Source organism: Thiomicrorhabdus indica, from assembly GCF_004293625.1.
GTDB lineage: Bacteria > Pseudomonadota > Gammaproteobacteria > Thiomicrospirales > Thiomicrospiraceae > Thiomicrorhabdus > Thiomicrorhabdus indica.
Genome location: NZ_CP033040.1, coordinates 1,083,995 through 1,105,709 on the forward strand (window position 1 = coordinate 1,083,995; position 21,715 = coordinate 1,105,709).

The window sequence follows — 21,715 nt, forward strand, 5'->3', positions numbered from 1 at the left end:
GATGGCTTTCGTTAAATGTGCAGCTTGTCTTAGTAGGGTTTTCAGTCAATCCCGAGAAATTTATGGGTTTGCAGACTTAAATTCCATTTTGGATGCTTTAAGCAATAGTCCAAAGCCATTTTTGTATGATTTTGGTTTAAGTCGGTATTGGTATTTGCCATGGGTTGCAAATAAAAATACTCAAACGCCATTTGCTCAACAATATTTGGCATGAGTTCCGGTTGAGGGTAAACAAGTTTGAGTTCATTGCCTTGAGTTAATACGATTTCAGTATTGGCTTTGGGGCTCATACAAATCCAATCGATACCGGCCGGTGGCGATTTGGTGCCATTGGTTTCAACAGCAATTTCAAAATTCGCCTTGTGAAGCGCATCAACAAGTTCTTTATCCACTTGCATAAGTGGTTCGCCGCCGGTTAAAACGGTAAAAGGCTTGATGTTTTTATCTGGCCAAAACTGCAATAGGTGATTGGCTAAATCTTCTGCGGTTTTAAACCGCCCACCATTTTGACCATCTGTGCCGACGAAATCGGTGTCACAAAATTTGCAAATTGCTTTTTCTCGATCTTCTTCCCGGCCGGTCCATAAGTTACAGTTGCTGAAGCGGCAGAAAATCGCTGGACGTCCGGCATGAAAGCCTTCGCCTTGAAGTGAGTAAAAAACTTCTTTTATCGAATAACTCATTGGCCTGATTCACCTAGTGATTAATTTTTGCTCGCATTTTACCTTTTTCCAACTTATTTGAGAGGGATTTGATGGGTTTTTGTTGTAAGGAGAGGGTTTGAGCGGCTATAATTTTCGGCTATTTTTTGAATTTCTTAATAGGAACAGGGTGCGAGCGCAATGGCTGGAAAAACCTTATATGACAAATTGTGGGACGACCATGTGGTTCGTCAAGAAGAAGATGGTACGGCGTTAATTTATATTGATCGTCAACTGCTGCATGAAGTAACTTCTCCACAGGCGTTTGAAGGCCTGCGTCTTGCTGGTCGTAAACCATGGCGTGTGGACGCGAACTTGGCAACTTGTGACCACAATGTTCCAACCACTGAGTTAACGGGTGGTGCTGAAACGATTGAGGATCCCGTGTCACGTATTCAGGTGCAAACGCTAAACATGAATGCCAAAGAGTTCGGTATTACAGAATTTGGAATGGGCGATCCGCGACAAGGGATTGTGCATGTTGTTGGGCCTGAAGAAGGTAAGACTTTGCCAGGAACAACGCTAGTGTGTGGTGATTCGCATACGGCAACGCATGGTGCGCTTGCATCTTTGGCGCATGGGGTCGGAACTTCAGAAGTTGAGCATGTATTGGCAACTCAGTGTTTGATTCAGAAAAAAATGAAAAATATGCTGATAAAAGTCAACGGTAAACTTGGCGCTGGTGTGACACCGAAAGATGTGATTTTGGCGATTATCGGCAAAATCGGTACCGCTGGTGGAACGGGATTCGCCATTGAATTTGGTGGGCAGGTCTTCCGCGATATGTCGATTGAAGGGCGTATGACAGTCTGTAATATGGCGATTGAAGCTGGCGCGCGAGTTGGTTTGGTTGCGGTGGATGAAAAAACTATTGAATATGTAAAAGGACGCCCTTTTGCGCCAACAGGTAAAAACTGGGAGTTAGCAGTTGAGGCGTGGAAAGAACTGGTTTCTGACGAAGATGCTGAATTTGACACTGTCGTAGAAATAGAAGGCGCTGACATTGAGCCGCAAGTTTCTTGGGGAACCTCTCCTGAAATGGTGTTGGGTGTTGATGGCGTGGTTCCAGATCCTGATAAAGAAGCGGATGCTGTGAAAGCGACATCCATTCGTAATGCGTTGAAGTACATGGGGCTTGAGGCGGGTATGTCAATTAAAGATATTCCGGCTGAATATGTCTTTATTGGTTCTTGTACCAACTCGCGTATTGAAGACTTCCGAGCTGCGGCAGAAGTGTTAAAAGGTCGTAAGGTATCAGACAAGGTTGAATTGGCAATTGCAGTACCGGGTTCTGGATTGGTGAAGCAGCAAGCCGAAGCCGAGGGCTTGGATAAAGTCTTTATCGAAGCTGGTTTTGAATGGCGTAATCCTGGATGTTCAATGTGTTTGGCCATGAATGCGGATCGTTTACCGGCCGGTAAACATTGTGCATCAACTTCAAATCGTAACTTTGAAGGTCGCCAAGGTGCTGGCGGTCGCACACATTTGGTCAGTCCGGAAATGGCAGCTGCGGCTGCGGTTGCAGGTCATTTTGTTGATGTTCGTGAAATGTTGAACGCTTAATCGAGGCTAGGAGAGAAAAATGGAAAAATTTACAACTTTTAGCGCGATTGTTGCCCCAATGGATCGTGCGAATGTCGATACGGATGCAATTATCCCCAAGCAATTTTTGAAGTCAATTAAGCGTTCTGGTTTTGGCCCGAACTTGTTTGATGAGTGGCGTTATGAAGATGTGGGGCAGCCTGATTCAGACAACTCTAAACGTCCATTACGTAAAGACTTTGTTTTGAATCAACCTCGTTATCAAGGTGCGAAGATTTTATTGGCGCGTGAGAATTTTGGTTGCGGTTCTTCACGTGAACACGCTCCTTGGGCACTGAAAGACTATGGCTTTGACGTGATTATTGCGCCAAGTTTTGCGGATATTTTCTTTAATAACTCGTTCAAAAACGGCATTTTACCGATTGTTCTGGATGAGCAAAAAGTTGATGAGTTGTTTAATGAAACCTTTGATACAGAAGGATATGAGCTAACAATCGATCTAGAAAATCAGCAGATTGTGACGCCGTCTGGAGATGCAATTGCGTTTGATGTGGACTCTTTCCGCAAGCATTGCCTGTTGAATGGTTTGGATGATATCGGTTTGACTTTGCAGCATGCTGAGCAGATCAAAACCTATGAAGAAAGTCGTAAGCAAACAAAGCCTTGGCTGTACTGATTTTGGTTGTATAAGCTTAAGCATAAATAGAATTCAAATTTAAGAAATAGAGAAATTAACAATGACAAAAAATGTATTGATTCTTCCTGGTGATGGTATTGGTCCGGAGATTACTGCTGAAGCGGTAAAGGTATTGAATAAATTAGTTGAGACAGATGGTCTTGATATTTCAATGGAAGAAGATTTAGTCGGCGGTGCTGCTTACGATGTTCACGGTGTGCCATTAGCCGATGACACCATGCAAAAAGCACATGATGCGGATGCCGTGCTTTTAGGTGCTGTGGGTGGTTACAAGTGGGAATCACTGGATATTTCTGTACGCCCTGAAAAAGGACTATTGCGCTTACGAAAGGAAATGGAGCTGTTTGCCAACCTTCGTCCAGCGATGCTTTTCCCTCAGCTTGCTTCAGCATCGACTTTAAAGCCAGAAGTTGTTGCTGGTTTAGATATTTTGATTGTGCGTGAGCTAACCGGTGGTATCTATTTCGGTCAGCCTCGAGGTATCCGCACTTTGGAAAATGGTGAGCGTCAAGGTTACAACACTTATGTTTATTCTGAATCTGAAGTTAAGCGTATCGCGCATGTTGCTTTCCAAGCGGCAATGAAACGTGGCAAAAAACTAACTTCTGTGGATAAAGCTAACGTTTTGGAAGTGACTGAAATGTGGCGTGAGATTATTGATGAAATCGCTCCTGAGTATCCAGAAGTTGAAGTAAATCACATGTATGTGGATAACGCGGCGATGCAGTTGGTTTTGAATCCTAAGCAATTTGACGTTATGGTAACAGGTAACATGTTTGGTGATATTTTGTCGGATGAAGCGTCGATGCTAACAGGTTCTATTGGTATGCTAGCCTCTGCATCATTGGATAAAAACAATAAAGGTATGTATGAGCCTTCACACGGTTCTGCACCAGATATTGCCGGTCAAAACAAAGCAAATCCTCTGGCAACGATTATGTCTGCGGCCATGATGTTGCGTTATACGCTAGGTCGTGAAGATTTGGCTGTGAAAATTGAAGAAGCAATTTCAAAGGTATTGGATCAAGGTTTACGTACTGGCGATATTATGGATGAAGGTTGTACACAAGTGACTTGCTCAGAAATGGGTGATGCAGTTGTTGCGGCATTGTAATCGCGTTTAAAGTTTACCGGCCGGTCAGAAATGCGCAATCGTTTTACCATTACAATCAGTGATGTCTATGGTGCGAAACAGTATTCGTTTCGACAGGTTGTAAAACGATTTGCGGTTTACTTGATTTTGTTGATTGCCGGGTTATGGCTTCTGATTGCAGGAAGTCTGTTTTGGGCGTTAGAGACTAAAGACGAAATTGAATCGAAGCATCAGCATTCCGTTGAGCTTTATGGTGAACGTCTGTTTGAATTGCAGGAAAGTTTTAATGAGACTTTGCTGGAAAAACAGGCGGTTGAGTCTTCTGTAGAAACGCTCGGCAAGCAGATTCAAGGCCTTGAAGAGTTAGTAATGGGAGGCAGCGACTTGCCTCCGGTTGAAAATGTTGACCTTGAAGAACGGTTACGAAATCTGCAATCTTCCGCTATTGGTCAGCAGTATCTTTTGATGATGCTACCAAATGGGTCGGCAGTTGAGGACTATCGAGGTATTTCCAGTTCATATGGTATGCGCATTCACCCGGTGACGGGTAAGCGAAAAATGCACTATGGGATTGATTACAAAAGTCGTCAGGGAGATGCGGTGATTGCAACCGCGGAAGGTGTTGTCATGTTTGCAGGTTACACTGATTCTGGGTTTGGCAAAATGGTGACCATTGCGCATGCGAATGGCTTTAAAACTCGATATGGTCATTTGAGTAAAATCAATGTTAAGCTAGGTCAATTTATAGAAAAAGGTCAAAAACTGGGTGAGGTTGGTACTACAGGTTTATCTACGGGAGCCCACCTGCATTATGAGGTGTTGTTTTTGAGTAAACGTCTCAATCCAAGGCCTTTTAACGATTGGTCTTTGACAAACTTTAAGCAGATTTTTACAGAGGTAAAACAGGTTCCATGGGCATCTTTCGTGCAAGCGGTCAACTTCAAAGTCCGTCAGGTGGAAAAACTATTATTACCCGAGGTACCAAAATCAGTGGAGAGCTCGAGCATTTAGAGGGTGACTTGCATTTGGATGGTGCCTTGGAAGGGGTTGTGAAAGTTGAATCTGATGTTTCTGTCGGGCGCACTGGACAGCTGACAGGGTTGGTAAAGTGTCAAAATCTGTTTGTGAGTGGGCACGTTGATGCAAAAGTGGCTTGCCAAACGCTCGAAATCTTGCCAGGCGGCCAGTTTAGTGGTGAGGTGATTTGTCATGATTTCATTGTTGACGAAGGTGGTGAGTTTAATGGTCAGCGTTACCAGTTAACGGATGAAGGTGAAGTTGTTGCTTTGGAGAAGTGTTTGGAAATGCTCAAAAATGATCAGCTTTTTTCGTTTGCAGGGGTTGAATTAGCGGTGGACAAGTAGTCAGACTAGCAAACAGTTTTAAGAATTTAAGTTTTTAGAAAAATTAAAGTTTTAAGGAATAAGGATTTACAAGATGTCAAAGTTATACGATATCGCAGTAGTTGGTGCGACAGGTGCAGTTGGGGAAACCATTTTAAAAGTGCTAGAAGAGCGTAACTTTCCAGTTGGTAACTTGTATCCTCTGGCTTCATCAAGATCGGCCGGTAAGAAAGTAGAATTTAATGGTAAATGGGTTGAAATCCAAGATCTTGCTGAATTTGATTTTTCAAAGGTACAGATCGGACTATTCTCACCGGGAGCAAGTATTTCGGCTGAATACGCTCCAAAAGCCGCTGCTGCCGGATGTGTAGTGGTTGATAATACTTCACAATTTCGCTATGACGACGATATTCCGTTGGTTGTTCCAGAGGTGAATCCAGAGGCGGTAGCAGGTTATAAAAACCGTGGGATTATTGCGAACCCAAATTGTTCAACCATTCAAATGCTGGTCGCGTTAAAACCGATTTATGATGCAGTTGGCATTAAGCGTATCAATGTGTCCACTTATCAAGCTGTTTCTGGGTCGGGTAAGGAAGCGATTGAAGAATTGGCAACTCAAACGGCGAACCTTTTGAATATGAAGCCTGTTGAAACAAAAGTTTATCCTAAACAGATTGCATTTAACTGTATTCCGCAAATTGATGTGTTTATGGAAAATGGCTACACCAAAGAAGAGATGAAGATGGTGTGGGAAACCAAAAAAATCATGGGTGACGAGTCAATTACTGTAAACCCAACGGCGGTTCGTGTCCCTGTTTTCTTTGGTCATAGTGAAGCGATTCATATTGAGACTGAAAAGAAAATCACGGCAAATGAAGCCATGGAGCTTTTCAAAAAAGCAGATGGTATTGTGTTGATGGATGAGCGTGTAGATGGCGGTTATCCAACGGCAGTTACGGATGCAGCAGAAACAAATCCTGTCTATGTTGGTCGAGTCCGTGAAGACATTTCTCATGAGAATGGCCTGAATTTGTGGGTTGTTGCAGATAATGTTCGTAAAGGTGCTGCAACCAATACGGTTCAGATTGCAGAAGTACTTATTCGAGACTATATCTAAACAGCTTTTTTGACGTGTTTTTTTAGGTGTAATAAGTGTTTGCTTAGGAGTATAAGCAAATAATTTTCGCCTTGAGTTTAGTTAAAAAATTCGGTTAGAGATTAGTAATTTTATGAGAATAGCTCTAGGAATTGAATACTTGGGTGGCGCTTATTGTGGCTATCAGCGACAAAAGCACTGTCCATCGATTCAACAACATCTTGAGAGCGCTTTAAGCTCTATTGCGAATCACGCAGTAGAGCTTTTTTGTGCAGGTCGAACTGACACAGGTGTACATGCGGTTGGTCAGGTGGTGCATTTTGATACAGATGCTATTCGTCCTGAGCGTGCATGGATTCAAGGTACAAACACGCAGTTGCCAGCGGATATTCGGGTTGCTTGGATGCAGGAGGTGTCTGCGAGTGATTTGGAAGAGGGCGGCTTTCATGCACGTTTTTCTGCTGTTGCTCGTCAATATCGTTATGTGATTTTTAACCGGCCGGTAAACTCTGCAGTTTTGGCTGGGCGGGTGACACACGAATCTTATCTTTTGGATGAGAAAAGTATGCATGCGGCTGCCCAGGCATTGCTTGGTGAACAGGATTTTAGTTCCTTCAGAGCTGCGTCTTGTCAGGCATCTCATGCTCGCCGGAATGTACAGAGTGTTGCTGTGACTCGTTTCGGTGATTTTGTCTTTATCGATATACAGGCCAATGCATTTTTACACCACATGGTTCGCAACATTGCAGGTGCCCTGATTGAGGTGGGTAAAGGGCATCAGTCGGTACAATGGATTACGGAACTATTGAAAGTTCAAGATAGAACGAAAGCTGCCCCCACAGCCCCGGCTTCTGGGCTATATTTTGTTAATGCCATTTATCCTGAGGTTTTACAAATCCCCAGAATGCAGCTTAATGAAGTGTTATGGCAGTTTTAGTTAGGAATCAATAAGGAATTTGAATGCGAACTCGTGTTAAAATTTGCGGCCTGACAAATGTAGCAGATGCACTGGTTGCCGCGAATGCTGGGGCTGATGCAATTGGTTTGGTGTTTTATCCGCCTAGCCCAAGGAATGTAACTATTGCAGATGCGAAAAAAATTGCTCAGTCTATCCCGGCGTTTGTGACTAAAACGGCCTTGTTTGTAAACCCTGAACCTGAATTTGTGGAAGATGTTTTGGCAAATGTCGAAATCGATCTGATTCAGTTTCATGGTGATGAAACGGGGGAGTTTTGTCAGCAGTTTAATCGCAGTTATATTAAAGCGATTGCAATGAAACCAGGTGTTGACTTGCAAAATGTTGCGAAAGCATACCAATCAAGTGCGGGTATTTTGCTGGATACCTATAAAAAAGGCGTACCGGGTGGAACCGGTGAGTCGTTTAATTGGGAGCTTGTCCCAAAAGAATATGAGAAGCCAATTATTTTGGCCGGAGGCTTAAGCCCAGAAAATGTTGCACAGGCGATTGCCCAAACGAATGTTTGGGCTGTTGATGTCAGTGGTGGAGTCGAGGCAGAAAAGGGCATAAAAAGCCCTGAGAAAATTCAACAATTTATTAAATATTCAATGAGTGAAGCCGAATGACAACCGAAAATTCATCGATTAATTTCTCACAGTTTCCAGATAAAGATGGTCACTTTGGTCCATATGGTGGGATTTTTGCCCCTGAAACTCTGATGGCGGCTCTTGAGCAACTAAATCAAGAGTATGAAAGTGTTAAAAATGATCCCGAGTTTTTAAATGAAATCGCTAAAGACTTGAAGGATTATGTTGGGCGACCAACGCCTTTGTATTATGCGCAGCGCTGGTCAGAGGAACTAGGGGGCGCTAAGATTTATCTAAAGCGTGAAGACTTGAATCATACAGGTGCTCATAAAGTTAATAACACGATTGGTCAGGCATTGTTGGCAAAACGTTTAGGTAAAAAACGCATTATTGCTGAGACTGGTGCTGGTCAGCACGGAGTCGCTTCGGCAACCGTTGCAGCCCGTTTGGGACTTGAATGTATTGTTTACATGGGAGCCGATGATGTAGTTCGCCAAGCACCAAATGTTGCTCGAATGCGAATGTTGGGCGCAACTGTTGTGCCTGTTACCTCCGGCTCTCGTACCTTGAAAGATGCACTGAATGAAGCGATGCGTGATTGGGTAACCAATGTAGATGATACTTTCTATATTATTGGGACCGTTGCCGGTCCTCACCCTTATCCAGCTATGGTTCGAGACTTTCAAGCCGTGATTGGTGAAGAGGCTCGTGCTCAGTGTTTAGAGAAGGAAGGAAAGTTACCTGAAGCATTGATTGCTTGTGTGGGTGGTGGCTCTAATGCGATAGGCCTTTTCCATAAGTTTTTGGCAGATGACTCCGTCAAAATTTACGGTGTAGAACCGGCCGGCCACGGATTGGAAACTGATCAGCATGCTGCACCTTTGTGTAAAGGTACACCAGGAGTTCTTCATGGAAACCGCACTTATTTGATGCAAGATGAAAATGGACAAATTCAAGGAACCCATTCTATTTCTGCTGGTTTGGATTATCCAGGTGTTGGGCCTGAGCATGCGTGGCTAAAAGATATTGGTCGTGTGAATTATGTCGCAATAACGGATGAAGAAGCTTTACAGGGTTTTCGCGATTTAACCCGTTTTGAAGGCATTATCCCTGCATTAGAATCTTCTCATGCCATTGCTTATGCAACAAAGTTAGCACCGAGTATGGGGAAAGATGAAGTGATTATTGTCAATCTTTCTGGGCGTGGTGATAAAGATATGAACACGATTTGCCAAATTGAAGGCATCGATTTTTAGCAACTGCGATTTGAAAATACTTCGTTAGAAGCAGGATTCAAAAATGCTCATGTACAAGAATACGCCGCGTTTTTTATGCCCACTTTAGCCTTGTCTTTTCAAGTTTCGTAACACTAAAACTGACTGTGATAAAGAATTGAAAGAACTTTTGGAATTATGAATAGAATTTCTCAAACATTTGACACTTTGAAATCTCAAGGTAAAACGGCTCTAATCCCTTATATTACCGCAGGAGATCCACGCCCAAATGCCACGGTTAGTTTGATGCACCTTTTGGTTGAAAAAGGTGCGGATATGATTGAATTAGGTGTGCCGTTTTCGGACCCTATGGCGGATGGACCTGTCATTCAAAAAGCCGTTGAGCGTGCATTAGCGCATAATGTTTCCATGAACGATGTTTTTGAAATGGTTCGTGAATTTCGCGAAAAAAATACAGAAACACCTGTCATTTTAATGGGGTATTTAAACCCCGTAGAGCGAATGGGGTTTGAAAATTTTGCTAATGCAGCAAGTTCTGTAGGGATTGATGGAATTTTAACGGTTGATATGCCTCCACAAGAGTCGATGGGATATTTTGAGGCGATGCAGTCTCACAACCTTGAAAGAATCTTTTTGGTGTCTCCAACTACGCCGTTAACTCGTTTAGAAGCCGTGAATGAAAAAGGTAGTGGCTTTGCTTATTATGTGTCGCTAAAAGGTGTCACTGGAACCAAAGAAGTGGATGCGGATGATGTTGCGATACAAATGAAGCGTCTTAGCAATCATATTGATTTACCGGTTGGAATTGGTTTTGGAATTCGCGATGGAGAAGCCGCGGCAAAAATGGCTAAGCTAGGAGATGCGGTTATTGTTGGTTCTGTACTGGTAAGCCTAATTGAAGCTCGTGCAGAGCAAGATTTATATGAAATTGAATTGGCATTGGGTGAAAAAATGTCAGAACTTCGCCACGCGATTGATCGCGCGGATGCAGAATAAGAAAATTTAGGAGTTGTTATGAACTGGTTCGATAAAATTTTGCCGAGCATTAAATCGGTCACAGATCGTAAAAAATCTGTCCCAGAAGGGCTTTGGACCAAATGCCCCAAATGTGAGGCAACACTTTATCGTGCTGAAGTTCACCGTAATCAAGAGGTGTGTCCAAAGTGTGATCACCATATGCGTCTAGGAGGTCGTGACCGATTGGAGGCGTTTTTTGATGAAGGAACCTTTGAAGAATTTGCTCAAAATTTAAAGCCGGTTGATCGATTAAAATTTCGTGATTTGAAAAAATACAAAGACCGAATTTCTCAGGCGCAGAAGGCAACGGGTGAAAACGATTCTTTTATTACTGCAAAAGGTGACATCTGCGGTTTGGGTGTGGTTGCAGCTGCATTTGAATTTAAATTTATGGGTGGCTCAATGGGCTCCGTTGTCGGTGAAAAATTTGTTCGTGCAGTGGATTTAGCCATTGAAGAAAATAAACCATTTATCTGTTTTTCAGCATCAGGCGGCGCTCGAATGCAAGAAGCACTCTTTTCGCTTATGCAAATGGCAAAAACTTCAGCCGCACTTGGACGTTTGCGTGAAAAAGGGCTTCCCTTTATTTCTGTTTTAACTGACCCTACTATGGGGGGCGTTTCTGCTTCATTTGCAATGCTAGGGGATTTGAATGTGGCTGAGCCGAAAGCTTTAATTGGTTTTGCGGGCCCTCGTGTTATCGAGCAAACCGTTCGTGAAAAACTGCCCGAAGGATTCCAACGTAGTGAGTTTCTATTAGAGCACGGTGCCATTGATGCGATTATTCATCGCCATGATTTAGCGCCAGAACTGTCTTCAATTTGCAAGATGCTGTTAAAGCAACCTGCGTAAACAGAAAAAATAATTCTTCATGCAATTGCAACCCAACAAACACTCTTCCCTTGATTATTGGATTGCTTGGCTACTAAATTTGCATGCGCAAGAGATTGATCTAGGTCTAGAGCGTGTCAAGTCAGTTGCGGAGCGAATGGAGCTTCTTGAACCTGCGCCGTTAGTTTTAACGGTGGCAGGCACTAATGGCAAGGGCTCAAGTGTTGCAATGCTTGTCTCCGTCCTGTCTGAGGCGGGTTTTCAAGTTGGTAGTTACACCTCACCCCATATTCAACACTTCAATGAACGGATTCAAATCAATCAACAACCGGTAACCGACTATTCGATTATTCATGCCTTTGACTCGATTGAGAAAGCCCGTGGTGATACCAAGTTGACCTATTTTGAGTTTTCAACTTTGGCAGCTTTGTCGATTTTCAAATCTGCAAACTTGGATGTTGTTGTTTTGGAGGTTGGTCTAGGTGGTCGTTTAGATGCGGTCAACATAGTGGATGCGGATGCTGCATTGATTACTGCAATTGATATTGATCATATTGACTGGCTTGGTGATGACAGAGAAAAAATTGCCATTGAAAAAGCTGGTGTCATGCGTTCAAAACGTTTTGCGGTCTGTTCCGATTCCAACCCTCCAAAATCACTTGAGAAATATTCAGCCGCTAATGATGTTGAATTGTTTCAACTTGGAGATGCGTTTTCCTATGGTAATACATCCTCTTTGAAGGTTTCTATTTTTAAAGGCCACCAAAACTGGGTTTGGAATAATCATTCAATGGATTTAAGCCGTTTGACTAATGATCAAATCGATTTAGTTTTTCCAAATCTTAAAGGGGCGTTTCAGCTGCAAAATGCCTCTGGTGTTGTAGCGTTAATTTTGGCTTTGTGGTCGAAAAAACTATTGCCTTATGAGCTTTCACCGGCCGGGATGATTGATGCGATTAATCATGGGCTTCACAAATCTCATCATCCTGGGCGTTTGCAAGAGAAATGGGTTAACGATCAATATTGGTTAATTGATGTAGCTCACAACCCACAATCAGCTGGCGTTTTAGTGGAATTTCTACAGCAAACTCAGCAATCAGCCTTTACTGCAATATTTTCTGTCCTGAAAGATAAAGATTCCATACCAATGGTTAAAGCCTTAAAGCCTTTTGTAAACCGCTGGTTGATTGCCGACTTGAACAATCCACGTTCAATGAATTTACAAGAACTAACTGCTGTTCTTGAGAGTGCTGGGGTCGATGAAATTGATGAGGTTGTTCAACAATGTGATTCGATTGAGGCTTGTGCTGAGTTAGCTTTTGAAATGCCATCCAAAGTGCTCGTATTTGGTTCGTTTTTTACTGTTGCTAAAGTTTTTGATGCGCTTGATCAGCATGAAGAAAGCTTACCGGCCGGTAAGCTTTCTATTACCGATATACCTCAGGAAAATGAATCTGACACTTTCGTGACTCATGATCATATATTAGGACAGTCTTAATGATTGTTTTCGAAGATGATAAAGCACGCTACCGTTTTTTAGGTGTTGTAGTTTGGTTTTTTTTGTTAATGCTGTTTGTACCAAGTTGGTATGCAAACCCCGTAAATTTTGTACCTCATCAAGTTCAATTGGATTCTGGTTATGGTGAAGCTGATAAGAGGGTATTGTTTCCACAAGCGTATCGATTGCCTTCCAAAGACAACTCAGAAGAGGTGATGAGTCAGGCAAAAAAAGATGCAGAGCAAATTGCCATTGAGGATCTTGCTTTAAAAAAACAATCTGCACTCAGTGATGCGCAAACCCCTGCTCAAAATTTATCAAATTCTCAGCAAGCAACTGAATTGAAGGTAAATCGCTCCCAGTTTGAAAAGTCTGCGGAGCAAGCCGTTGCTGAGAAGCAAGAAGCGATTAAAAAAGCTTCGGTTGGAGCCGAGGGTAAAGTGGAAGCTTTGCCACCTGTAAATGATGCTGGCGATTGGTTGTTATTGTTAGCTTCTTACCCGAATAAAAAAGAGGCGCAAAATTTTATGCGCTCAGTGGAGCAGGCGGGTTATTCCACCGCAATGAAATTTTATTCCAAGCAGCAGATTTACTCGGTTCGGGTGATTGGCATAGAATCGAGAGCGAAAGCTCAAATTGTAAAAAAGAAATTAGATAAAATGTTCAACCTAAACGACTCAATTATTCGTCAAAACAGATAATGGATTTTTGAGTCAAAGAATTTAATTAAAAGAGAGTTCAAAACATGTGCGGTATTGTAGGCATCGTTACGGTCGGAAATAATTCAGTCAACCAAGAGATTTATGATGCTCTGACCATTTTGCAACATCGTGGGCAAGATGCGGCTGGAATTGTGACCTGTGAAACAGGGCGTTTTTATCAACGTAAAGATAATGGTTTGGTAAAAGATGTTTTTCGCACACGTCACATGCGCGATTTGGTTGGAAGCATGGGGATTGGTCATGTTCGATACCCAACCGCAGGATCGTCATCCAGTGCAGAAGCTCAACCGTTTTATGTGAACTCTCCATACGGTATCGCAATGGGGCATAACGGTAATTTAACGAATGCCTCAGAGTTGGCGGATGAAATTTATCGAACAGATTTGCGCCATTTAAATACGGATTCTGATTCGGAAGTCTTATTAAATATTTTTGCACATGAGTTAATGAGCTGCGGAAAATTAGAAATCAATCAAGACGATATCTTTAGAGCAATTAAAGCAGTCAATAAACGTATTCGCGGTGGTTATGCGGCTGTTGGTGTCATCTCTAGTTTGGGTGTGGTTGGTTTTCGTGATCCGCACGGTTTGCGTCCTTGTGTAGTTGGTAAACGTGAAACAGCGTCTGGGACGGATTACATGCTAGCGTCTGAATCTGTTGCTTTGGACGGTCTTGGTTTTGAGTTAATGAAGGACTTGGCACCAGGTGAAGCGGTCGTTATTACTGAGAAGGGTGAAATTTTCTTTGAACAGTGCGCTGAAAACCCAGTTTATTCACCCTGTATTTTTGAATTCGTATACTTCGCACGCCCAGACTCAATGATTGATGATATTTCAGTCTATAAATCACGTTTGCGTATGGGTGAAAAATTAGCGGATAAAATTTTAAATGAGTGGCCAGATCACGATATTGATGTGGTGATGCCGATTCCTGACACCAGCCGAACATCAGCGATTGAATTGGCAAACCGTTTAGGTAAACCTTACCGTGAAGGCTTTATTAAAAACCGATATATTGGTCGTACCTTTATTATGCCGGGTCAACAGTTACGTAAAAAGTCGGTGCGTCAAAAGCTGAATCCAATTGATTTAGAGTTCGAAGGAAAGAATGTCCTACTTGTCGATGATTCGATTGTTCGTGGTACGACCTCAGGTCAAATTGTGCAAATGGCTCGAGAAGCCGGTGCAAAAAAAGTTTATTTCGCCTCAGCAGCACCTGCTGTTCGTTACCCTTACGTTTACGGTATTGATATGCCATCTCCATCTGAGTTGGTTGCAAATAACCGAACAACGGAAGAAGTGGCTGAGTACATCGGTTGTGACAGATTGGTTTATCAAGATCTTGATGATTTGATTGAGGCTGTGAGTGCAGGTTCGGAAAATATTACCCAATTTGATACCTCTTGTTTCAGTGGTGTTTATGCAACGGGAGATATTACGCCTGAATATTTGGCGTCGCTTGATACAAGTCGTAACGACGATGCACAAACAGCAAAGAAGGCAGCGGCACAAGAGACTGTTGGTTTGCATAACGCTGGAAAATAACTATTTTTTAGCAAAATATAAAAATATCCAGGCCGGCAAAGCCGGCGGTTTATTTTTGGAAAAATAAGAATTATTTGGGAAAAATTAAATGAGTTTTGATTCTTGGGATGATTTTGATATGCAAACCATTGCTGTTCGTGCAGGCTATGAACAGACACCTGAGCAAGAAAATTCTGAAGCGATTTTTCCCACATCAAGTTTTCGTTATGCTTCTGCTCAGCAAGCAGCTGATCGCTTTAGTGGTGCTGAGGCTGGCAATGTTTATTCGCGCTATACGAATCCTACCGTTCGAACTTTTGAGCAAAGACTTGCGTTAATGGAGGGTGGTGAAGAATGTGTTGGAACTGCTTCAGGCATGTCGGCGATCTTGTCTACCTTTATGGCTCTTTGTAAATCGGGTGATCACGTTATTTCTTCACAAAGTATTTTTGGCACAACTAAAATGTTGTTCAGTAAATATTTGTCGAAGTTTGGGGTAGAGGTAACTTTTGTATCGCAAACTGACATTTCGGAATGGGAGTTTGCGGTTAAAGAGAATACCAAGGCGTTTTTTTTGGAGACGCCCTCAAATCCTTTGACTGAGGTTGCCGATTTACGAGCGCTTAGTGCGCTTGCTAAACAGAGTGACGCCCTGTTGATTGTTGATAACTGTTTTTGTACTCCCGTTTTGCAACGTCCTTTGGAACTCGGAGCAGATATTGTTATTCACTCGGCAACGAAGTTTTTAGATGGTCAAGGGCGAGTGATTGGTGGCGCGGTTGTTGGAAATGAGCAGGTCGTCGGTGAAGAGGTGCGTGGTTTTATGCGTACTTGCGGCCCGAGCATGAGTCCATTTAATGCCTGGATTTTTTTGAAAGGGTTGGAGACCTTGTCAGTTAGAATGAAAGCGCATTGTGAAAATGCGTTGGATTTGGCGAATTGGTTAGAGTCTCACCCGAAAGTCGAGAAAGTATTTTACCCAGGGCTTGAATCTCATCCACAGTATGAATTGGCGCAAACTCAGCAGTCTGCTGGTGGAGGTTTGGTGAGCTTTCGTGTTAAAGGTGGCAAAAAAGAAGCCTGGAAGGTCATTGATAATACAAAGATGTTATCAATCACAGCGAATCTTGGGGATGTTAAAACGATTATTACGCATTCAGCGAGTACAACGCATAGCCGTGTTCCTTTGGAAGATCGATTAAAGACTGGAATTACAGATAATCTCATTCGAATCTCCGTTGGGTTGGAGTCTGTTGAAGATATTAAAAAAGATTTGGCACGTGGGCTGGATTTGATTTGATTTTGAGCTTGTTTTGAAAATAAAAAAGCCTTGTTTTATAACAAGGCTTTTTTGTGTTGAAACTTTACCGGCCGGTAAAACCTTCAGTTAAATGATTCATTAGTTAAGTGAAAACTCGCTGTCTTTTTCACGTTGACGAAAAATCACGCAGGTTTTACCAATGGTTTGAACCAGTAATGCACCGGTATTTTCAATAATATGTTCAACAATTTTTTTTCGGTCATCACGCTCGCCAATAGCGATTTTGATTTTCAAGAGTTCGTGATGCTCAAGAGTTGTTTCCAATTCTGCCATCAAAGAATCTGTGACGCCGTTACTCCCGATAATAATCATTGGGTTAAGATTGTGCGCAATTCCTTTCAAGAATTTTTTCTGAGGGTTGCTTAGAGAGGTCAGCTTTTTGTTTGATTTGCTCATTGAAAAATCCAAATTCATTCATAGAAAATAAAAACGTATTGTAGTAGAAATCCGATTATGGCGAGAAGTAAATCCAGTGACTCCTGGTTAAAAGAGCATTTTGATGATTACTATGTTGAGCTGGCGAAGAAAGAAGGTTGGCGATCTCGTGCGGTTTATAAGTTGCAAGAGATTGACGATAAGGATCAACTGTTTAAAAAAGGAATGTGCGTTGTTGATTTAGGCGCAGCGCCTGGAGGTTGGTCGCAATGGACGGTCCATAAAGTGGGAGATCAAGGGGAAGTCTTTGCCTTGGATATTTTGCCTGTTGAACCTTTTGCCGGTGTTACCTTTATTCAAGGGGACTTTCGGGAAGATGAGGTGTATAACCAATTGCTTGAATCTCTAGCAGGCCGTGACGTAGATGTGGTGATGTCAGATATGGCGCCTAATATGAGTGGCAATAAGTCAGTTGATATTCCGCGTTCAATGTATCTGGTCGAGTTATGTGTAGACTTGGCTGATCAAGTGTTGAAGCCGAATGGTGATTTGTTGATGAAAGTTTTTCAAGGTGAAGGCTATAACGAATTGATTCAAACACTTCGTGGTAAATATCAAAAAGTAATTACTCGAAAGCCGAAGGCTTCAAGGCCTAGAAGTAAAGAAATCTACTTATTAGCACGTGGTAAAAAATAACCTTTTTATGGAAAAACGATTAACGTGATTAATGAAAACGATTGCGTATAAAATAAATTTATAAAAAATTGTGATAAGCTATCAAGTTCGAAATAGTCTAGTCATTATTCACTGTTTCAGAAGTGGTAAAACTAGAATAAATAAAATAAAACAAGGTTAATCAATGAAAAATAATGATTTGCTGAAAAACGTCTTAATCTGGGCAGTTGTTGCCATGATTTTGATGTCGGTTTTTAATCACTTTGGTTCTCAAGGGCAGGGAACGTCTGGACGATTGGATTATTCAGACTTTATTGATCAGGTTCATCAAGGCCAAGTAAGCAAAGTGAGCATTGAAGGCGCTACGATTCGCGGTGTATATGGCAATGGTGATTCGTTCACAACCTATAATCCGGGTGATCCTGGATTAATGGGTGATTTGCTTGATAATCGTGTTCAAGTGAGTGCAAAACCGCCTGAACAGCAAAGCGTGTTAATGCAGATCTTTATCTCATGGTTCCCAATGCTGCTTTTAATCGCGGTTTGGATTTTCTTTATGCGCTCAATGGGTGGTGGCGTTGGCGGCAAAGGCGGTCCAATGTCATTTGGTAAATCAAAAGCGCGCATGATGACTGAAGATCAAAATAAGGTGACACTGGATGATGTGGCCGGAGCTGATGAAGCCAAGCAAGAGGTTGGCGAAATTGTAGACTTCTTAAGAGACCCTTCTAAGTATCAGAACTTAGGGGGGAATATTCCTCGTGGTGTTTTGATGGTTGGTCCTCCTGGAACAGGTAAAACTCTTTTGGCAAAAGCGATTGCCGGTGAAGCAAAAGTTCCTTTCTTTACAATTTCAGGTTCGGACTTTGTCGAAATGTTTGTGGGGGTCGGTGCTTCTCGTGTTCGCGATATGTTTGAACAAGCAAAAGCTCATGCACCTTGTATTATTTTTATTGATGAAATAGATGCAGTTGGTCGAAGTCGTGGCGCAGGAATGGGCGGTGGAAACGATGAGCGTGAGCAAACTTTGAACCAAATGTTGGTTGAAATGGATGGTTTTGAAGGCAATGAGGGAATTATCGTAATTGCTGCCACCAACCGTGCTGATGTGCTTGACCCTGCGTTATTGCGACCTGGTCGTTTCGACCGACAAGTGACAGTGGGTCTGCCGGATATTCGTGGGCGTGAGCAAATTCTACGTGTTCACATGCGCAAGGTTCCACTTGCTGAAAATGTTAAACCTTCTTATATTGCTCGGGGTACGCCTGGTTTCTCAGGTGCAGATTTAGCGAACCTGGTCAATGAGGCTGCACTTTTTGCAGCTCGAGAAAATGAAAAAATGGTTACGCAACAGCATTTTGAGAAGGCAAAAGATAAGATCTTGATGGGAGTGGAGCGCAAATCAATGGTCATGAAAGAAGATGAGCGTAAGATGACGGCTTATCATGAATCTGGTCATGCTATTGTGGGATACTTAGTTCCTGAACACGATCCTGTTTATAAGGTCTCAATTATGCCGCGAGGACGTGCTTTGGGTGTGACCATGTATCTTCCTGAAGAAGATAGCTACAGTTATTCAAAACGAAAACTGGAGTCACAGCTGTCTAGCTTGTACGGTGGCCGTATCGCGGAAGAGATTATCTATGGTGAAGACGCTGTCACCACGGGTGCTTCTAATGACATTGAGCGTGCGACAGCAATCGCCCGTAATATGGTCACTAAGTGGGGTCTTTCTGATAATTTAGGGCCATTGCTTTATGAAGAGGAAGATAAAGGCGGTTTTATGGGAACCTCTAGAAATGCAAATGTTTCTGGTGAAGTTTCTAAAAAAATTGATGAAGAAATTCGTAATATTATTGATCGGAACTATCAGCGTGCAACTCAAATTTTGACGGATAATCGTGACAAGCTTGAGGTGATGACTGAGTGTCTGATGAGGTATGAAACGATTGATAAAGATCAGGTTGATCGAATTATGGCTGGTGAAGAACCAGGTGCTCCTAAGGACTGGATAGAGCCAGATGATCAACCTCCGGTTCAAAAGAATGAATCACCTACTTTGGAAGAAATGTCAGAGAAGAAAGCAGATGACAAGGTTTCGGATGATATGTCTGGTGAATCGAACTCAGGTGGTTCTGAAGAGCCTAAATTGCATTAAAATTTAGGTGTGTTCAGAAGATGAAAACCTCGCTTTTGCGGGGTTTTTTTATGAATGATTTAAGGTGAAAAAATGGAATTGCATGCATGGTTGGAAAGGGTTGTTGAATCTCGAAAGCGGGCGGCTGTCATGGGTATTTTAAATGTTACGCCAGACTCGTTTTCTGATGGGGGTGATCATGTCGATACTGAACGGTTAAGGCGCTCTGTCGAGCGTATGGTCATGGATGGTGTGGACGTTTTTGATATCGGTGGAGAGTCAACTCGTCCGGGTTCAGAACCAGTGTCATTGCAGCAAGAACTTGATCGAGTTATTCCAGCGATTGAATTAGTTAAAGAATTAAGTGGGTTGCCAATTTCAATTGATACATACAAGCCACAAGTAATGAAAGAAGCGATTGAATGCGGCGCGAGTATTATTAATGATGTGAATGCTTTGCAAGAAGATAACGCTTTAGAGATAGCAGCCAGTTTGGATGTGCCGGTTTGTCTAATGCATAAAAAAGGTCTGCCAAAAACCATGCAGCAACAGGTAGAATATGATTCCGTTTTGGATGATGTGGAATCATTTTTGATGAATAGGGTAAACGCTTGTATTGATGCAGGTATTCGCCAAGAACAAATTATGCTTGATCCAGGCTTTGGTTTTGGCAAGTTGTTAACACACAATCAGAATATTTTTCAGAACTTAGATCGATTATTTGATTCCAGTTATCCATTATTGGTCGGTGTTTCGCGCAAAAAAATGATTGGTGAACTATTGGAATTCTCGGATCAAAAAACAGCAAAAGAGCGTGTTTATGGAAGTGTTGGTGCAGCCGTTGTCGCAGCGATTAAGGGTGCCAAAATTCTGCGTGTACATGACGTAAAACAAACTGTAGAAGCATTAAAAGTTGCGCAAGCATTGTGGTGATAAGTTTTTACCGGCCGGGTAGTAATCAGAGTCTAGGAATAAAAATGCAAAAAAGAAAATACTTTGGAACTGATGGAATTCGTAATCGAGTGGGTCAAGGTATGATTTCCCCTGATCAGGTTTTAAAGCTTGGATGGGCTACTGGTCAAGTAATGCAAAAACGTGGCTTAAAGTCTGTTTTGATTGGGAAAGATACTCGTATTTCTGGTTACATGTTTGAATCGGCCTTAGAAGCTGGATTTATTGCTGCAGGTATTGATGTTTATCTGGTTGGTCCTGTGCCGACGCCAGCAGTTTCTTATCTAACCCAAACTTTTAATAATGACTTAGGTGTTGTGATTAGTGCTTCCCATAATCCACATGAGGATAATGGTATTAAATTTTTTTCCTCGGAAGGTCAAAAAATCTCCGATGAACTTGAGCTTGAAATTGAAGCGATGTTTGAGCGGAAAATGAAAGTGGTTGATTCAGAGGTTCTGGGTAAAGCCCAGAGGATTGATGATGCTGCTGGTCGATATATAGAGTTTTGTAAAGGAACCTATCGCGCCAAACAAAAGTTAAAAGGTCTTCGTATTGTTTTGGATTGTGCGAATGGTGCAACATATCATATTGCTCCGAGTGTTTTTAAAGAACTCGGGGCAGAGGTTTTTGCCATTGGTGTTAAGCCAGATGGTGTGAATATTAATAAATCATGTGGTGCAACCGATTTAAATGCATTGGTTCAAGCTGTCGATGCGCATCGTGCAGATTTAGGAATTGCATTTGATGGCGATGGTGATCGAGTCATGATGGTAGATGAATCCGGTCAGATTGCAGATGGCGATGCGATTCTTTATATTTTAGCTACGATGACTGGAAAACCGGTTCATGGAGTTGTTGGGACTTTGATGAGTAATCTAGGCTTTGAAAATACATTAAAAGCAAAAGGTATCGATTTTGTAAGAAGTAATGTTGGAGATCGTTTTGTCAAAGAGTTGTTGCTTCAAAAGGGCTGGATTTATGGTTCGGAACCATCAGGGCATGTGCTGTGTTTGAATAAAATTTCAACGGGCGATGGTATTGTTGCGGCACTGCAAGTTTTAGCTGCATTGGTTAGTCAAAACAAAAAATTGAAATCTGTTCTTGCCGAGATTCAGGTTTACCCTCAAGAGCTACGTAATATTACGGTTGCAAATAATCGTGGAGTTGAAGAAAATACCCGGCTGCAAAAAGCTATTCAACAAGCTGAAAAAGAATTTGCGGGTAAAGGTCGAGTGCTGATTCGTGCTTCGGGCACTGAACCAAAGATCCGAGTAATGGTTGAAGGTCAAGACCTTACACAAGTTACTAAATTAGCAGATGAACTTCAAGCAGTTGTAGAATCAGAGTTTTCATAAAAATGCAATATTGTTTTTAAGGAAAGAAAACGCTAATATTGCGCAAATTTTGTGT

General features: G+C 42.2%; 21 protein-coding genes. 19 read left to right on the forward strand and 2 right to left on the reverse strand.

What is annotated here, in order from left to right; translation table 11 throughout:
* Nucleotides 1-41: 41 nt before the first annotated feature.
* A complete protein-coding gene (gene queE / locus D9T12_RS04550) occupies nt 42-683 on the reverse strand; it encodes a 7-carboxy-7-deazaguanine synthase (protein WP_130537065.1) in 642 nt (213 codons plus the stop codon).
* Nucleotides 684-842: 159 nt separating this feature from the next.
* On the opposite strand from queE, the gene leuC reads away from it, so the two are divergent.
* From leuC to D9T12_RS04625, 15 genes are all read left to right on the forward strand, one after another.
* On the forward strand, nt 843-2,264 hold the full coding sequence (gene leuC / locus D9T12_RS04555; RefSeq protein ID WP_130537066.1) for a 3-isopropylmalate dehydratase large subunit: 1,422 nt from the start codon (nt 843-845) through the stop codon (nt 2,262-2,264).
* Nucleotides 2,265-2,283: 19 nt separating this feature from the next.
* Nucleotides 2,284-2,919 carry a 3-isopropylmalate dehydratase small subunit gene (gene leuD / locus D9T12_RS04560; RefSeq protein WP_130537067.1) on the forward strand — a complete coding sequence of 212 codons (636 nt, stop codon included), beginning with the start codon at nt 2,284-2,286 and terminating at the stop codon, nt 2,917-2,919.
* Nucleotides 2,920-2,980: 61 nt separating this feature from the next.
* Entirely contained in the window at nt 2,981-4,054 is a 1,074-nt protein-coding gene (gene leuB / locus D9T12_RS04565; protein ID WP_130537068.1) for a 3-isopropylmalate dehydrogenase, read from the forward strand.
* A 30-nt stretch (nt 4,055-4,084) separates the two neighbouring features.
* Entirely contained in the window at nt 4,085-5,044 is a 960-nt protein-coding gene (locus D9T12_RS04570; protein ID WP_130537069.1) for a M23 family metallopeptidase, read from the forward strand.
* An 8-nt stretch (nt 5,045-5,052) separates the two neighbouring features.
* Nucleotides 5,053-5,397 carry a bactofilin family protein gene (locus D9T12_RS04575; protein WP_240693237.1) on the forward strand — a complete coding sequence of 115 codons (345 nt, stop codon included), beginning with the start codon at nt 5,053-5,055 and terminating at the stop codon, nt 5,395-5,397.
* Nucleotides 5,398-5,470: 73 nt separating this feature from the next.
* Nucleotides 5,471-6,493, forward strand: coding sequence for an aspartate-semialdehyde dehydrogenase (locus tag D9T12_RS04580; protein ID WP_130537071.1), 1,023 nt, complete (start codon nt 5,471-5,473; stop codon nt 6,491-6,493).
* Nucleotides 6,494-6,605: 112 nt separating this feature from the next.
* Nucleotides 6,606-7,409: a tRNA pseudouridine(38-40) synthase TruA gene (gene truA, locus D9T12_RS04585; protein ID WP_130537072.1), complete on the forward strand. Its 804-nt coding sequence runs from the start codon at nt 6,606-6,608 to the stop codon at nt 7,407-7,409.
* A gap of 23 nt (nt 7,410-7,432) precedes the next feature.
* A complete protein-coding gene (locus D9T12_RS04590; RefSeq protein WP_130537073.1) occupies nt 7,433-8,056 on the forward strand; it encodes a phosphoribosylanthranilate isomerase in 624 nt (207 codons plus the stop codon).
* Nucleotides 8,053-9,273 (forward strand): tryptophan synthase subunit beta, encoded by a 1,221-nt coding sequence (gene trpB, locus D9T12_RS04595; RefSeq protein WP_130537074.1) that lies wholly within the window; start codon nt 8,053-8,055, stop codon nt 9,271-9,273. Before D9T12_RS04590 ends, trpB begins: the two co-directional genes overlap by 4 nt.
* A 156-nt stretch (nt 9,274-9,429) precedes the next feature.
* A complete protein-coding gene (gene trpA / locus D9T12_RS04600) occupies nt 9,430-10,248 on the forward strand; it encodes a tryptophan synthase subunit alpha (RefSeq protein WP_130537075.1) in 819 nt (272 codons plus the stop codon).
* 18 nt (nt 10,249-10,266) lie between these two features.
* Nucleotides 10,267-11,121 carry an acetyl-CoA carboxylase, carboxyltransferase subunit beta gene (gene accD, locus D9T12_RS04605; RefSeq protein WP_130537076.1) on the forward strand — a complete coding sequence of 285 codons (855 nt, stop codon included), beginning with the start codon at nt 10,267-10,269 and terminating at the stop codon, nt 11,119-11,121.
* Between the two features lie 19 nt (nt 11,122-11,140).
* A complete protein-coding gene (folC, locus tag D9T12_RS04610; protein WP_130537077.1) occupies nt 11,141-12,598 on the forward strand; it encodes a bifunctional tetrahydrofolate synthase/dihydrofolate synthase in 1,458 nt (485 codons plus the stop codon).
* A complete protein-coding gene (locus D9T12_RS04615) occupies nt 12,598-13,299 on the forward strand; it encodes an SPOR domain-containing protein (RefSeq protein ID WP_130537078.1) in 702 nt (233 codons plus the stop codon). Before folC ends, D9T12_RS04615 begins: the two co-directional genes overlap by 1 nt.
* 44 nt (nt 13,300-13,343) lie before the next feature.
* Entirely contained in the window at nt 13,344-14,864 is a 1,521-nt protein-coding gene (gene purF, locus D9T12_RS04620; RefSeq protein WP_130537079.1) for an amidophosphoribosyltransferase, read from the forward strand.
* Between the two features lie 88 nt (nt 14,865-14,952).
* Nucleotides 14,953-16,143: an O-succinylhomoserine sulfhydrylase gene (locus D9T12_RS04625; protein WP_130537080.1), complete on the forward strand. Its 1,191-nt coding sequence runs from the start codon at nt 14,953-14,955 to the stop codon at nt 16,141-16,143.
* Between the two features lie 99 nt (nt 16,144-16,242).
* On the opposite strand, the gene yhbY is transcribed toward D9T12_RS04625, so the two are convergent.
* Nucleotides 16,243-16,560 carry a ribosome assembly RNA-binding protein YhbY gene (gene yhbY, locus D9T12_RS04630; RefSeq protein ID WP_130537081.1) on the reverse strand — a complete coding sequence of 106 codons (318 nt, stop codon included), beginning with the start codon at nt 16,558-16,560 and terminating at the stop codon, nt 16,243-16,245.
* 57 nt (nt 16,561-16,617) lie between these two features.
* Here yhbY and rlmE point away from each other — a divergent pair, with 57 nt between their 5' ends.
* From rlmE to glmM, 4 genes are all read left to right on the forward strand, one after another.
* Nucleotides 16,618-17,235: a 23S rRNA (uridine(2552)-2'-O)-methyltransferase RlmE gene (rlmE, locus tag D9T12_RS04635; protein ID WP_130537082.1), complete on the forward strand. Its 618-nt coding sequence runs from the start codon at nt 16,618-16,620 to the stop codon at nt 17,233-17,235.
* A 163-nt stretch (nt 17,236-17,398) separates the two neighbouring features.
* Nucleotides 17,399-19,372 (forward strand): ATP-dependent zinc metalloprotease FtsH, encoded by a 1,974-nt coding sequence (gene ftsH, locus D9T12_RS04640; RefSeq protein ID WP_130537083.1) that lies wholly within the window; start codon nt 17,399-17,401, stop codon nt 19,370-19,372.
* Nucleotides 19,373-19,444: 72 nt separating this feature from the next.
* Nucleotides 19,445-20,284, forward strand: coding sequence for a dihydropteroate synthase (folP, locus tag D9T12_RS04645; RefSeq protein WP_240693238.1), 840 nt, complete (start codon nt 19,445-19,447; stop codon nt 20,282-20,284).
* 44 nt (nt 20,285-20,328) lie between these two features.
* Nucleotides 20,329-21,660, forward strand: a complete 1,332-nt coding sequence (gene glmM / locus D9T12_RS04650) for a phosphoglucosamine mutase (protein WP_130537084.1) — start codon at nt 20,329-20,331, stop codon at nt 21,658-21,660.
* Nucleotides 21,661-21,715: the final 55 nt, after the last annotated feature.

What these genes read in the sequence shown, in the direction of transcription:
- leuC (WP_130537066.1), top strand. Translation starts at nt 843, where the DNA reads ATGGCTGGAAAAACCTTATATGACAAATTGTGGGACGACCATGTGGTT.
- D9T12_RS04570 (WP_130537069.1), top strand. Translation starts at nt 4,085, where the DNA reads ATGCGCAATCGTTTTACCATTACAATCAGTGATGTCTATGGTGCGAAA.
- rlmE (WP_130537082.1), top strand. Translation starts at nt 16,618, where the DNA reads ATGGCGAGAAGTAAATCCAGTGACTCCTGGTTAAAAGAGCATTTTGAT.
- trpB (WP_130537074.1), top strand. Translation starts at nt 8,053, where the DNA reads ATGACAACCGAAAATTCATCGATTAATTTCTCACAGTTTCCAGATAAA.
- folC (WP_130537077.1), top strand. Translation starts at nt 11,141, where the DNA reads ATGCAATTGCAACCCAACAAACACTCTTCCCTTGATTATTGGATTGCT.
- D9T12_RS04580 (WP_130537071.1), top strand. Translation starts at nt 5,471, where the DNA reads ATGTCAAAGTTATACGATATCGCAGTAGTTGGTGCGACAGGTGCAGTT.
- trpA (WP_130537075.1), top strand. Translation starts at nt 9,430, where the DNA reads ATGAATAGAATTTCTCAAACATTTGACACTTTGAAATCTCAAGGTAAA.
- leuB (WP_130537068.1), top strand. Translation starts at nt 2,981, where the DNA reads ATGACAAAAAATGTATTGATTCTTCCTGGTGATGGTATTGGTCCGGAG.
- purF (WP_130537079.1), top strand. Translation starts at nt 13,344, where the DNA reads ATGTGCGGTATTGTAGGCATCGTTACGGTCGGAAATAATTCAGTCAAC.
- accD (WP_130537076.1), top strand. Translation starts at nt 10,267, where the DNA reads ATGAACTGGTTCGATAAAATTTTGCCGAGCATTAAATCGGTCACAGAT.
- folP (WP_240693238.1), top strand. Translation starts at nt 19,445, where the DNA reads ATGGAATTGCATGCATGGTTGGAAAGGGTTGTTGAATCTCGAAAGCGG.
- D9T12_RS04625 (WP_130537080.1), top strand. Translation starts at nt 14,953, where the DNA reads ATGAGTTTTGATTCTTGGGATGATTTTGATATGCAAACCATTGCTGTT.
- D9T12_RS04590 (WP_130537073.1), top strand. Translation starts at nt 7,433, where the DNA reads ATGCGAACTCGTGTTAAAATTTGCGGCCTGACAAATGTAGCAGATGCA.
- queE (WP_130537065.1), bottom strand. Translation starts at nt 683, where the DNA reads ATGAGTTATTCGATAAAAGAAGTTTTTTACTCACTTCAAGGCGAAGGC.
- glmM (WP_130537084.1), top strand. Translation starts at nt 20,329, where the DNA reads ATGCAAAAAAGAAAATACTTTGGAACTGATGGAATTCGTAATCGAGTG.
- leuD (WP_130537067.1), top strand. Translation starts at nt 2,284, where the DNA reads ATGGAAAAATTTACAACTTTTAGCGCGATTGTTGCCCCAATGGATCGT.
- yhbY (WP_130537081.1), bottom strand. Translation starts at nt 16,560, where the DNA reads ATGAGCAAATCAAACAAAAAGCTGACCTCTCTAAGCAACCCTCAGAAA.
- ftsH (WP_130537083.1), top strand. Translation starts at nt 17,399, where the DNA reads ATGAAAAATAATGATTTGCTGAAAAACGTCTTAATCTGGGCAGTTGTT.
- D9T12_RS04615 (WP_130537078.1), top strand. Translation starts at nt 12,598, where the DNA reads ATGATTGTTTTCGAAGATGATAAAGCACGCTACCGTTTTTTAGGTGTT.
- truA (WP_130537072.1), top strand. Translation starts at nt 6,606, where the DNA reads ATGAGAATAGCTCTAGGAATTGAATACTTGGGTGGCGCTTATTGTGGC.